The sequence below is a fragment of the Paraburkholderia sp. SECH2 genome (genome assembly GCF_030464795.1).
Taxonomy (GTDB): domain Bacteria; phylum Pseudomonadota; class Gammaproteobacteria; order Burkholderiales; family Burkholderiaceae; genus Paraburkholderia; species Paraburkholderia aspalathi.
Window position 1 is genome coordinate 135,125 of record NZ_JALPRH010000007.1, and the last position, 13,184, is coordinate 148,308.

Annotated in this window: 10 protein-coding genes; 6 read left to right on the forward strand and 4 right to left on the reverse strand. The window is 62.2% G+C overall.

The window, feature by feature from the left end:
• Nucleotides 1-11 precede the first annotated feature (11 nt).
• The 3 genes from M0D66_RS14950 to M0D66_RS14960 all read left to right on the forward strand — a co-directional run bounded on the left by M0D66_RS14950 (nt 12) and on the right by M0D66_RS14960 (nt 2,975).
• Nucleotides 12-1,232: a porin gene (locus tag M0D66_RS14950; RefSeq protein WP_200652871.1), complete on the forward strand. Its 1,221-nt coding sequence runs from the start codon at nt 12-14 to the stop codon at nt 1,230-1,232.
• 194 nt (nt 1,233-1,426) lie between these two features.
• Nucleotides 1,427-1,975, forward strand: a complete 549-nt coding sequence (locus M0D66_RS14955) for a carboxymuconolactone decarboxylase family protein (RefSeq protein ID WP_211706505.1) — start codon at nt 1,427-1,429, stop codon at nt 1,973-1,975.
• 142 nt (nt 1,976-2,117) lie between these two features.
• On the forward strand, nt 2,118-2,975 hold the full coding sequence (locus tag M0D66_RS14960; RefSeq protein ID WP_211706504.1) for a helix-turn-helix domain-containing protein: 858 nt from the start codon (nt 2,118-2,120) through the stop codon (nt 2,973-2,975).
• A gap of 41 nt (nt 2,976-3,016) precedes the next feature.
• Here the strand turns inward: M0D66_RS14960 and M0D66_RS14965 are convergent, their stop codons facing one another.
• The 4 genes from M0D66_RS14965 to M0D66_RS14980 all read right to left on the reverse strand — a co-directional run bounded on the left by M0D66_RS14965 (nt 3,017) and on the right by M0D66_RS14980 (nt 8,267).
• A complete protein-coding gene (locus M0D66_RS14965) occupies nt 3,017-4,210 on the reverse strand; it encodes a porin (RefSeq protein WP_200618343.1) in 1,194 nt (397 codons plus the stop codon).
• A 183-nt stretch (nt 4,211-4,393) separates the two neighbouring features.
• Entirely contained in the window at nt 4,394-5,674 is a 1,281-nt protein-coding gene (locus M0D66_RS14970) for a cytochrome c (protein WP_244869763.1), read from the reverse strand.
• A gap of 83 nt (nt 5,675-5,757) precedes the next feature.
• Nucleotides 5,758-7,536 (reverse strand): GMC family oxidoreductase, encoded by a 1,779-nt coding sequence (locus M0D66_RS14975; RefSeq protein WP_200652876.1) that lies wholly within the window; start codon nt 7,534-7,536, stop codon nt 5,758-5,760.
• A complete protein-coding gene (locus M0D66_RS14980) occupies nt 7,536-8,267 on the reverse strand; it encodes a gluconate 2-dehydrogenase subunit 3 family protein (RefSeq protein WP_211706502.1) in 732 nt (243 codons plus the stop codon). Before M0D66_RS14980 ends, M0D66_RS14975 begins: the two co-directional genes overlap by 1 nt.
• A gap of 529 nt (nt 8,268-8,796) precedes the next feature.
• Here M0D66_RS14980 and M0D66_RS14985 point away from each other — a divergent pair.
• The 3 genes from M0D66_RS14985 to M0D66_RS14995 all read left to right on the forward strand — a co-directional run bounded on the left by M0D66_RS14985 (nt 8,797) and on the right by M0D66_RS14995 (nt 13,067).
• Nucleotides 8,797-10,038 (forward strand): ammonium transporter, encoded by a 1,242-nt coding sequence (locus M0D66_RS14985; RefSeq protein WP_200562106.1) that lies wholly within the window; start codon nt 8,797-8,799, stop codon nt 10,036-10,038.
• Between the two features lie 58 nt (nt 10,039-10,096).
• A complete protein-coding gene (locus tag M0D66_RS14990; protein WP_211706501.1) occupies nt 10,097-11,002 on the forward strand; it encodes a LysR family transcriptional regulator in 906 nt (301 codons plus the stop codon).
• A 106-nt stretch (nt 11,003-11,108) separates the two neighbouring features.
• Nucleotides 11,109-13,067: an aconitase family protein gene (locus M0D66_RS14995; RefSeq protein WP_211706500.1), complete on the forward strand. Its 1,959-nt coding sequence runs from the start codon at nt 11,109-11,111 to the stop codon at nt 13,065-13,067.
• Nucleotides 13,068-13,184 lie beyond the last annotated feature (117 nt).

Genomic DNA, 13,184 nt, shown 5'->3' on the forward strand with positions numbered 1-13,184 from the left:
AGATCTGCAGCATGAATAAAAGTATCAGACGAGTAGACGTTGTGCTGTTGGGAGCAGCGATCGCAGCTTCTGTGCCGGCTTTCGCGCAAAACAGCGTCACGTTATACGGTATCGTCGACAACGGCTTTTCTTATACGAACAATCAGACGTCGCTCGGCTCCACTAGCGGAGGAAAATCGGCCGTCAAAATGGCGCAGGGTGTATTTGCGGGCAGCCGCTTCGGCCTCAAGGGCGCGGAAGACCTGGGTGGCAACACGAAAGCGATCTTCCAGCTTGAGTCCGGCTTCAATTCGGCAACCGGTGCTCAGCAATACAGCAACGCGATGTTCGGCCGCCAGGCGTGGGTCGGCCTGACCAACCCGACATACGGTACCTTCACGGCGGGCCGCCAATACGCTTCGTACTACCAGATGCTCTCACCGTATAGCCCGACCACCTGGATCACCGGCTACTACGGCGCGCATCCTGGCGATATCGACGGCCTCGACACGATCTACCGTGCGAACAACACGCTGGAGTACACGTCGCCGAAGCTCTATGGCCTGACGGTGAGCGGCTCGTATTCGCTGGGCGGCGTGGCGGGCAGCACGAACCAGGGGTCGACCTGGGCGACCGGGATCCAGTATGCGATGGGGCCGGTCGGCCTCGCAGTCGGCTTCTCGCGAATCAATAACTCGACCGCGGGCGGCGGCTCATGGGGCTCGGATTCGACGACCTCGAACGGCGGCTCGCAAATCGGCGTATCCGCGTTGACGAACGGCTATCAGACCGCGCAGGCGCAACAGCGTTTCGCGGTGGGTGGCGGCTATAAGTTCAATGGCGCGTGGGATATTACGGCGACCTATTCGAACGTCCAGTACATTCCGGGCACTGGCTCGAAGTTCCACGATACGGCGATCTTCAATACGGCGGGTACCGTCTTGCACTGGAAACCGGCCGTTGCGTGGGATTTTGCCACGGGGTACAGCTATACCCGTGCTACACGCGCGAACGGCATTCAGGACAGTGCGCAATACCACCAGTTCAATCTCTCCGAGTACTACGCGTTGTCCAAACGCACGGGTTTGTATGCGTTGGAGGCCTATCAGAAGGCGAAGGGCAAGACGCTGGGCACGAACGGCGCGGGGCAGATCATCGACGCCACGGCGACACTCGGCGATGGGTATAACACCACGCCTTCTTCCTCAGGCAGTCAGTTGGCGGTGGGCGTGGGCCTTATTCACCGGTTCTGATTGGTAGTTTTTGCGGTGAGAAAGGCCGGGGGCAGTTCAGACCCGGCCTTTTGCTTTTCGTGAACGCTTGCATGGCCGCGTGCCGGTTACCGAAACCTATTACATCCGAGGTAATTGGCGAGCCGCACGCTCACGCCTAATCTTCGGTCATCGCGCAACTCATCCCGAGCGGCGCTTACGATCGAGGACACACCATGTCGACGTTTCACATTCACACGATTGAATCCGCACCCGAACAATCCAGGCCGGTGCTTCGGCAACTTGAGCAAAACTTCGGCCTTATCCCTAACATCGCGGGCGCGATGGCTGAATCGCCGGTGTTGATCGGCGGCTTCATCGGTATCTTCCAGAAGGTTCATGCGGGTACTTTCACGGAAGCGCAGATACAGACGCTATTGCTGACTAACGCAGTGACCAATGCATGCACGTGGGCGGTTGCGTTTCACACCGCGCTCGCGCTGAAAGAGGGCCTTTCACCCGCCGATGTCGAAGCGATTCGCGACGGCCGCGCACCTGCCGATCGCGAGCATGCCGCGTTGTCGACCTTGACGAAAACGGCGATTGAGAAGCGTGGACACCTGGAGGACAGTGACGTGAACCCGTTTCTCGAAGCCGGCTTCCGTCAGGATCAGGTGCTCGAGGTTCTCACGGTGCTCGCTGCTTCCACTATCACGAATTACGCCGGCAACATCACCAAGCCTCCGCTCGAAGCGCCGTTCCAGGAATATGTCTGGACCGCGTAGGTCGCGTCTGGCAGGGCCGGTCCGCAACTGGGAGTATGCTGACCGGCGCGGTTCGAACGACCGGTTGGCGCCGGACATCTGCGATGCTCCGGCGCCGCCGATCACCGAACCTGATCTGTATCGACTAACGGACCACAGACCGATGAATCCTGCGAATCCCGAAAGGAAGACGCCGCCGAACGACCTCGGCGCGTTGTTGCGTCACTGGAGAGACATGCGCGGCATCAGCCAATTGGACCTGTCGTTCAACGCGGGTGTCTCGCAGCGTCACATTAGTTTTATCGAAAGCGGACGCAGCGTGCCGAGCCGGCAGATGCTGTTGGACATCGCTCAGACGCTCGACATTCCTCTGCGCGAACGCAACACGCTGCTATTGGCGGCGGGCTATGCGCCGATGTATGCCGAAGGCGCCTGGAACGCCCAGGAAATGCAGAGCGTCACGAAAGCACTTGGGCGAATGTTGCGCCAGCACGAGCCGTTTCCCGCGCTCGTCATGGACCGCTACTGGAACGTGCTGATGACCAACGAATCCGCGCCGCGCTTTTTCAATTGCTTCATCGATATGGCTGCGCGCAAGGGACCGCGTAACATGCTGCATCTGATTTTCGATCCGGATGGAATGCGTCCGTTCGTTGCCGATTGGCAAGCGGTGTCGAATAGTCTGATTCAGCGTGTCTATCGGGAATCGGTTGGTCGCGTGGTCGACGAACAGACGCACGAGTTGCTTGCCGCGTTGCGCGCCTATCCGGATGTGCAGTCTGATGTGAAGGCTTCTCAACGGGCCGTGGAAACCGGGGCCGCTGCTGCGGCCATGCCGGTGATCCCCATCGGTTTCATCAAGGACGGCAAGGTCCTGAACTACTTTTCAATGGTCGCAACCGTGGGCACGCCACAAGCCGTCGCGGCACAGGAGTTGCGTATCGAATGCATGTTCCCCGCAGACGAAGAGACAGAAGCGCGTCATCTCGAGATGATCGACGCGGTCCAGCAACAACACTGAACGGCAGCGCCGGCCAGCCACTCCAGCGCCGCCCAGACCCATCAGAACCGGTGCCGCAAGCCAATGCTCACAATAGCCTGGGACTGCGCGTCCGACGAGTGGCTGTTGCCCTTGTCGCTGACCGACGCGGTCGCCGCGACCGGATTGCCGAGCGCATCCAGCGTGACGCCGGACGCGTGCTGATAGCCGCCCATCAGATAGACCGTCGAACGTTTCGAGAGGTTGTACTGCGCGCCAAGCGTCACGTTGTGATATTGCGCGCGCTCATCCACACCTTCCACTTCGCCGCCGCGCGTGTAACTGTAGCCCGCGAACAGTTGCACGGCGGGGCGGATCGTCCACTGTCCGAACACACCCGCGATATTGAACGTCGCGTGCCCGTTGAACAACGAATCGGCGCCCGAGCGGTACTGCACGTTGCTGTAGTTCACACCGAGAATGGCCGGGCCGAAGTTGTACGTTGCGCCCGCGCCGATGATCTGTTGCGATTGCGCGCTCGCGTAGCCTTCATTGATCGACGAATTGAACAGGCCGTCGTCCGTGCCGTTCCATTTGCCGACCGTCGAATCATTCGGCCCGTTCTTGCTGTTATCCGAACGCTCGTAGCCGACGCCCACATGCAGCGGGCCGTTGCCGTATCCCGCGCCCACGCTCCACGTGTTCTGCTGCTTCAGGCTGCCCGGTTGACCGCCGAATCCATACAGCGCGCCGAACGTAAAGCCCGAGTAGTTCGCGCTCGTGTACTTGATCGAGTTGTTGACGCGCGCGGTCTGGTCGAGATCGTCGATATCGCCCGGATGCGCGCCGAAGCCGCCCACGAACGCGACCGGCGAAACGGGCGCGACGAAGTCGTTCAACGAGGTGTACTGGCGGCCGAGCGTGACCGTGCCATATTGCTGGCTGCCGATGCCGACAAACGCCTGGCGGCCGAACAGTCCACCGTTCTGGCCGGTCTTGCCGTTGGTGATGTCGAAGCCGTCTTCAAGCAGGAACAGCGCGTTCCAGCCGCCGCCGAGGTCTTCCTGACCCTTGATGCCGAAGCGGCTGCCGGAGAGGTTGCCGCTCGTCAACGCGACGTTCGAGTGTCCCGTGTAAGCGCCGACGGAGCCGGTGCGCTCGTTGCTGCGATAGCTGATACCCGCATCGACGATGCCGTACAGCGTGACAGAGCTCTGCGCGGCCGCAATGCCGGCGAAGGACAACAGCAGGGGTGCAGCAATCAATTGCTTTTTCATCGTGGTTATAGCTCGGTTGGATCGTCTATCTCAGGTCGCCTGCACGGCGATCTCTCTTTTTTCCGCGCGCACGCAGTCCGCTCCTGACCAACGGAGCAGATTGCGTGACGCGGGGGAGGCGGCTTGCGCGACCCTTGTTACTCGCCCTGATTGCGGGCGCGCTGCAAGGGCATGTTTAGCGGCTTAGTGGCTTAGCGCCGCACCAGGTGGCATTTCGGGCGCATGCACCGTGACAGTCTTGCGGACCTTGGCGACATCCGCCGCGCTGACCGTCGAACCGGTGTTGCCCCAGCTAGTGCGCACGAAGTTCGTGACGTCAGCGACTTCCTGATCGTTCAGGCGCCAGCCGAAGGCCGGCATCGTGAACGAGGAGGGCGCGGTTTTCGTACCTTCGAGCGTGTTGCCGGTCAGCAGCACATGAATCAGTGAGGTCGCGTCCTTGCCTTGCACGACAGGATTGCCGCCTAGTGCCGGGAACACGCGTGTATAGCCGCGGCCGTCACTGCGGTGGCAGGCGGTGCAGTTGTCGCGGTACACGGCGGCTCCTGGCGCTGTGGCGTCGCCGGTGCGCAGAGCGCGAGCCGCCGTATCGTTGTACACGTACGGCGTTTCCTTCGGATCGGTCGACGGCAGCGTCTTCAGATAACGCGCCATTGCCGTCAGGTCGGCGTCGTTCATGTGCTGCATGCTGTGCTGCACGACGTCGGTCATGCCGCCGAACGCCGCGCTGTGCTGCGTGCGTCCGGTCTTCAGGAATTGCACGATATCGGCCTCGCTCCACGAGCCGATGCCGGTGCGTGGATTCGCGCGCAAGCTCGACGGGACCCAGCCGTCGATCGCTGCGCCGCCCGCGAGAAACTCCGAGCCGTCGAGATCGCTCAACGCGCGTTCCTGCATCGTCACTGCACGCGGCGTGTGGCAGGCGCCGCAGTGGCCGAGGCCCTGCACGAGGTATGCACCGCGTGCGACCACCGGATCGGCATAGTGCTTCGAATTGAACGCCACGGGATCAGGCGCGAACAGATAACGCCAGATGCCGAGCGGCCAGCGCATTGACAGCGGCCAGACGATATCGACAGCACGGTTCCCCTGGTTCACAGGTGCGACGCCTTGCGTGAAGTACGCATACAGCGCATGCATGTCGTCATCGCTCAAACGTGCATACGAGGGGTACGGCATCGCAGGATACAGCGTGTCGCCATTCGGCCGCACACCTGCGCGCACCGCGCGATCGAACTGCGCGAAAGTCCATGAGCCGATGCCGGTGTTGCGATCGGGCGTGATGTTGGTCGAGTAGATCGCGCCGATCGGCGTGTCGAACTTCAGGCCGCCCGCGAAGGGTTTGCCCGATTGTGCGGTATGACACGCGATGCAGTCACCCGCACGCGCGAGGTATTCGCCGTGCGCGATCAACGCCGCGTCGGATTGAGTTGGAGGCGTTGCGGCTTGCGCGGCGAGCGGCATGGCCAACGTAGCCGCCACGCAGAACGACGCTGCGCGCACGCGTCTGAATGCCTGACCCAGGCGTTTCACATCGATGTTTTTCTTCATACGCTCACCAGCGGGCCGGGGTTCTTCAGATACTGCTCGCGGATCGCGCGCGCCGACCAGTAGGCGAGCGCAGCGACAAGGCCAGTCGGGTTGTAGCCGATGCCTTGCGGGAACGCCGACGCGCCCATCACGAACACGTTATGCACGTCCCAGCTTTGCAGGTAGCGGTTCAACACGCTCGTCTTCGGATCGGTACCCATGATCGCGCCACCGACGAGGTGAGTCGTCTGATAGCGGCGCGAATCGAAGTGCGCGCCGAATTCGCGCGTATAGACGCCGATGGACTTCGGCCCCATCTGTTGCGCGATCTTGTGCATCTGCCCGGTCACGTATTGCGCCATCTTGATGTCGTTGTCCTTCCAGTCGAAGGTCATGCGCAACAGCGGCTGGCCGTATGAGTCGCGATAGGTCGGATCGAGATCGAGGAACACGTCGCGGTACGACATGTTGGAACCGTGCGCGTCCATCGAAATCGTGTGCGCGTAGTGGTCCTTGACCGCCTTCTTCCAGTCCACGCCCCAGTTGGGCGTGCCGGCCGGTGTCGCGATGCCGCTGATCGGTTTGGTGCCGGCCTGATTCACCCACAACGGCGAGCCGCCGACAAAGCCGAGCGGACCGTGATCGAAGTTGTCGGCATTGAAGTCGTCGACGGCGACGCCGTTGCCGCCCGCGCCAATGAACGGATTGGTGAAGGTGTCCTTGTCAAAGAACGCGGTGATCGTGGAGAGATTCTGATACGCGAAATTGCGGCCGACCACGCCTTCGCCCGAGACCGGGTCGTACGGCTTGCCGATGCCCGAGAGCAGAAGCAGGTGGACGTTGTGATACTGGAACGCCGCGACGATCACGAGATCCGCAGGCTGAAACACTTCGTTGCCCGCCGGATCGACGTACGTCACGCCCTTGGCGCGTTTTTTCGTGTCGTCAAGTTCGACGCGCAGCACGTGGCAACGCGAGCGCAGTTCGAAATTCGGCGACTGCTTCAGCGCAGGCAGGATGTTCAGATTCGGCGACGCTTTCGAGTACATGTAGCACGCGTAGCCGCTGCAGAATCCGCAGAAGTTGCACGGGCCCATCTGCACGCCGTACGGGTTCGTGTACGGACCCGAGGTATTCGCCGAAGGCAGGCGGTACGGGTGCAGTCCGAGTTCGCGCGCGGCCTTGCCGAAGCGTTCGGCTGAGTAGGTGTTCAACTGCGCGGGGAGCGGGAAGTTGTCACTGCGCGGCGCGTCGAACACGTTACCGTCGCCGACCACCTTGCCGTTGACCTTATAAGCCTGGCCCGAGGTGCCGAACACTTTCTCGGCGAAGTCGAAATGCGGTTCGAGTTCGTCGTAGCTGACGCCGTAATCCTGAATCGTCATGCCGTCAGGAATGAAGCGCTTGCCGTAGCGCTCTTCATAGTGGCTCTTCAGACGCAGCTCTTCCGGCGTGATGCGGAAATGCACGCCCGACCAATGCAAGCCGGCGCCGCCGACGCCTTCGCCCGGCAGAAACGCGGCAAGCTGCCGATAAGGCAGCGCCGTTTCGCCAACGTTATGACGGATCGATACGGTGGTCTTGGAGAGATCGAGGAACAGCTTCTTGCGGACGTTGTAGGTCAGCTCGTCGATCGTGTTCGGATACGCGCCGTCCGGATAGGTGTCGCGATACTCGCCGCGTTCGAGCGCGACCACTTTGAGGCCGGCCTCGGTGAGTTCCTTCGCGAGGATCGCACCGGTCCAGCCGAAGCCGATGACGACCGCGTCGACGTGCGGTTTGGTTTGTGTAGTCATCAGGTGCGTTTTCCTTCAATCGACACGGGGCCATACGGATAGGCCTGGCCGTTCTGGTTGACGAAGTCCATGAAATCGGCGCGCGCGCCGGGGAAGCCGATCATCTTCCAGCCGCCCATGTCGCGATTGCCGCCGTGGATCGGATCGCAGAAGTAGCCTTCGCGGGTGTTTTGCAGCAACTGGCCGAAGAAGACGCCAGCCGGTACATCCGCGAGTTCGATCGAGCCTTTCTCGAGCGCGGTGAGCACGGTGTCGCATGTGGGGGCGTCGAGGGCGTCGAAAGGATGCGAGTAGGTCTTCGTGCAGTAGGCGTTGACCGCGGCGATGCCGAGGCGGTACAGATCGCGCGGCACGAGCTTCAACTGATAGCCGAGTTCCGGTGCGCCTTGCTGGAACGGGCCCTGCATGTACCAGAGCGCGCCGTGCGCATACGGCGTGTCCATCTGCCGGTCGATGAACTCGGGCACGCCGGCTTCGACCGCGCCCGGGCCTTCGCTGTCCGATGGAATCAGGCGATCGACCGCTGCGTGGATAAACGCCCATTCCTTCGCGTCGAAGAAATGCGGCTTGTAGTCGACGCCGGAGGGTTGGCCCGCGGAGGCGGCGCCGTTCGCGCCCTGAGCAGTCGTGGCGGATTGCTTGACTTCACAACCGGCGAGGGTCCCGGCTGGAACCAGCGCGACAGCCGTGCGTAAGAAGCCGCGGCGGGAGGTAAGAGGAGATTGAGCCATATTGTTCTTTATCGCGAGATTAGAACGCGCCGTGCTGCGCACGGACGGTCGTCGGATTTGGGCGCCATAGTAAATGGAACCGGTTCCAAAGTGTCTCTACTTTTTTACAATAAGCTGTTTCGTGAAGTGATTAAATGACGTCTTGAAAGAAATATGTCTTTCAAATCATAAGTGTTTTGCCGCGCGGAGCACTGGGAAGTTGACGCGAAAAAGCGACGCTTTTTGCTCCGGCCATGGCTCTGAGCGGCCGTTCGGGTGAACGTGGTTTACCCGCGCTTACAGCACGCTGACAACGGCAAGCGGTCGCCGGTCGGGCCTGAGACGGCCATACGGGGCAGGTGAATCCCGCTATATCTTCCAGCCGTATTGCGCGAGCCTCGACGCAAGAATACTTTTCGCCTGCCGCAAACGCGCGAAAACAGACGAAGCCTACAAATTGAAAGAAATTCCGCGCTGAAGGGCTCTTTTCGACGCCTGTGCCTCGCGCCGCCGGGGGCACACATCACGACGATCATCAAGGAGACAAGCTGTGCTTCCCGCAACCATGCCGATCAACGTTGGCAATACCGCTTTCATGCTGCTGTGCGCGAGCCTCGTCATGCTGATGACGCCGGGTCTCGCGTTTTTCTACGGCGGCCTCGTCGAACGCAAGAACGTGCTGGCGATCATGATGCAGAGCTTCATCTCGCTCGCGTGGACAACCGTGCTGTGGTTCGCGTTCGGCTACTCGATGTGCTTCGGCCCTAGCTGGCACGGCATCGTCGGCGACCCGACCTACTATGCGTTCCTGCGCGGCATTACGCTGCAAACCATGTACACGGGCAACGACGCGGGCATTCCGCTGGTGGTCCACGTCGCGTATCAGATGATGTTTGCGATCATCACGCCGGCGCTGATCACAGGTGCGTTCACCAACCGCGTGACGTTCAAGGCCTACTTCCTCTTTCTGACCGGCTGGCTGGTGCTGGTGTATTTTCCGTTCGTGCACATGGTCTGGAGTCCGGATGGACTGTTCGCGAAGTGGGGCGTGCTCGATTACGCGGGCGGCATTGTGGTCCACAACACCGCCGGATTCGCCGCGCTAGCGTCGGTGTTGTATGTGGGACGCCGTCAGACCCTCACGCACAAGCCGCACAACGTGCCCTTGATTGCGCTCGGCACGGGCCTGCTGTGGTTCGGCTGGTACGGCTTCAACGCCGGCTCCGAGTTGCGCGTCGACGCCATCACGGCTTCGTCTTTCCTGAACACCGACGTCGCCGCTTCGTTCGCTGCCATTACGTGGCTGCTGATCGAATGGGCCAACGCACGGCAGCCGAAATTCATCGGCTTGCTGACCGGTTCGGTCGCCGGCCTCGCGACCATCACGCCCGCGGCCGGCTATGTGTCGTTGAGCACCGCCGCGATAATCGGCATTTCTGCCGGTGTGATCTGTTACTACGCTGTTGCGCTGAAAAACCGGCTCGGCCTCGACGACGCGCTCGACGTGTGGGGCGTGCATGGTGTGGGCGGTCTCGTCGGTACCGTTCTGCTCGGCGTGTTCGCGTCGAAGGCGTGGAATCCGAATGGCGCGGACGGCCTGCTGTTGGGTGGCGGCGCTTTCTTCGTCAAGCAATGTGTGGCGGTATGCGTGTCCGGCGTCTGGGCGTTCGTGTTCACGTGGGGCATGTTGTGGCTGATCAACCGCGTGACACCCGTTAAGGTGGGTGAAGCGGCCGCGCAGCACGGGCTCGATACCGAGTTGCATGGCGAAGTGGCTTATCTGGACGCGTAGGCCCATGGTCGCCTCTGTGCTAGCGTTGGGTCTTGGCTCAACGTTAAGCGCAGCATCCATGGAAAATCTCCTCAAAAAGCTCGATCTCACCTCGCTGCGCCTGTTCGTCGCCGTCTGCCAGGAGCAGAACATCGCGCGCGCGGCTGAGCGCGAGTTCATCGCGTCGTCCGCGGTGAGCCGGCGCATCGCCGAAATCGAGGCATTGATCGGCTTGCCGGTGATTCAGCGCCAGTCGCGCGGCATTACGGTGACGCCGGTTGGCGAGACGGTGCTGCGCTACGCGCTCGCGATCATCGGCAACATCGAACAGATGAGCGCCGAGTTGTCGCGCTTTTCCTCGGGGGCGAAGGGGCGGGTGCGGGTGGTGGCGAATCTCTCGTCGATCGTGCAGTTTTTGCCGGAGGACGTGGCCGCTTTCGGGCGCGCGTTTCCGGAGGTGTCGATCGAACTGGAGGAGGAGAACAGCGCCGACGTGCTGCGTATCGTCGACGAACACGGTGCGGACTTTGGCATCTGCAATCCGGTGGCGGGCAGTGAAGCTTTCGAGCAGGTGCCGTATCGGGAAGACCGACTGGCGGTGCTGGTGCCGGGCGGTCATCGTCTGGCCTCGGCTTCGCGGGGCGTGGCCTTCGACGAGTTGCTCGACGACAGCTTCGTCGGCCTGCGCAGCGAGAGTGCGCTGACCAAGCTTCTCGCGCAGCAGGCGGCCAGCGCAGGAAGGCAGATCGACGTCAAGATCCGCGTCAGCAGCCTCGATGCGCTGTGCCGGATGGTCCATGCCGGCCTCGGCATCGCAATCGTGCCCGAGCAGGTGGGGCTGCTCTATGTGAATGCGCTCGACGTGCGCTTACTGTCCTTGAGCGACGCCTGGGCGGTGCGGCATCTCATCATGATCTTCAAATCGCGCGATCAGTTAAGCGCCAGCGCGGCGGCGCTGGTCGGGTTCCTCGGCAGCAAGCCTTAGCCCGCGGGGCGCCTCGCACCATTCTCCAAACAAGACGTCTGCGTTGCTGGACCGGCACTTCGGCATTGCCTACGCGCGCCGTATAGTGGGCGCAAGGAGAATGCTCATGAGCGATACGATTCGTCTGGACGGCCGCGTGCTGTACCTGTCACAGGACCCTGCGGTGATCGAGGCGCAACTCGCCGGCGAAAATTTCACGCGCGCCACCGCCGGTGCGCTGCGCGATAACGTCTCCACCGACGAAATCACCCCGGTTACCGTCATGCTCACCTATGACGAACGCCTCGGCCAGTATCCGTACGTCGGCTTCAAGGCGGGCGAGCGCATGCCGATCGGCCGCGATGCGGTCAGGAACGGCGGCTTCCAGGTGACGGTGGCGGGCAAGCGCTACGGCAAGGGGTCGTCGCGCGAATCGAGCCCGTTGGCGGAGTTGTCGGCGGGCATTCGCCTGATCGTTGCGGAGAGTTTCGAGCGTATCTATCAGCAGAACTGCGACAACATCGGCATTCTCACGACCACCGATTTCTCCGTGCTCGATCGTCTGATCGCAGGAGAGGCGGTGCCGATTGACGAGTTTCTCAAGGGGCGCGATGCCCTCACGCAGCAGATCATTCGCAGCGGCGGCTTGCTTGCGTACAGCAAGTTCGCGGACTGGCCGGCGCCGCGGGTGCGGGAGATGGCAAACCCGGCAAACGAAGCAAGCACCGCCGAACCGAAGACGCTGGTCGAGAAGATCATCGAGCGCCATCTTCATCCCGGCATTGAAAGCGCGCAGCGCGGCGACGGCGTGTTCATTGCCGCCGATTGGCGCTTCAGCCACGACTACTTCACCGGCATGTGCGCGCATCTGATGCATCGCGCGTTCGGCAAGCCTGCGCCGCTGCATGCGCCGGATCACATCATCGCGTTTCAGGATCACCTGGTGCTTGCCTCGCAAAGCATTCCGCACGTTCGCGACGGATTGCTGCCGGGCGTTGCCAATCTGATGGAAGGGCACACGTCGTTCTCGCGCGACTATCCGGTGCGCTCGCACGGCGCGCTCGACAACTCGCCGGGTTCCGAAGGCATCTGTCATGCGCTGATGGCCGAGCAGTACGCATTGCCAGGGCAGGTTGCATGCGGTACCGACTCGCACACGCCGCATTCCGGCGCGCTCGGTTGCCTGGCATTCGGTGCGGGCGCAACGGAAATCGCCAATAGCTGGGTGACGGGCTACGTGCGCTGCAAAGTGCCGGAGACCTTGCGCATTGAAATCGACGGCACGTTGCGCGACGGCGTCACCGCGAAGGACCTCGTGCTGCACCTGTTGCAGATGGACGCGATCCGCTCGGGCGGCGCGATCGGTCTCGTGTTCGAATACGGCGGCGCCGCGGTGCGCGCGATGTCGATCGACGAACGCGCCACGCTGACCAACATGGTCGCGGAACTGGGCGGTTTCACGGGCATTGTGGAGCCGGACGAACGCACGGTGGCGTTCCTGAAGGAGCGCCGCGGTGTCGATTTCACCCTTGAAAGCTGGATGAAGAGCGATGCGGGCGCGACGTATCGCGACACGATCCGCATCGACGCCACCGCCATCGAACCGATGCTCGCGCGCCCGGGCGATCCGGGCAACGGTGTGCCGGCGCCGCAACTGGAGCAGGACGTCGCGATCGATATCGCGTATGGCGGCTCGTGTACGGCGGGCAAGCGCGAAGACTTCGACTTCTATCACGAGGTATTGCGCTGGGGCGTGGAGCAGGGCATGCATGTGCCCGAGGGCACGCGTCTCTTTCTGCAATTCGGCACCATGGCCGTGCGCGCCTACTGCGAGAACCAGGGCTATTTACCGGTTTTCGAGCGTGCCGGCGTGACGCTCGTGATGCCGGGCTGCGGTTCGTGCGCGAATTGCGGACCGGGGCAGTCGGCCGATGCGAGCGAGGTGACGATCAGCGCGATCAACCGCAATTTCCCTGGCCGCTCGGGGCCGGGCAACGTGTGGCTCGCGAGCCCGTACACCGTTGCGGCGAGCGCGCTGGCCGGAAAAATCACCACCTTCGAACAATTGAAGCGCGCACGCGGCTAGAATGCTGGCCGGACCTTGCGGCCCGGCATCGTGGTGCGTGCGACACACTAAAGTACCTAAGGCCGGCACAAGACCGGCTGCGGCGAGCATCATCGTGCATCGCCTGAATGACCTGCA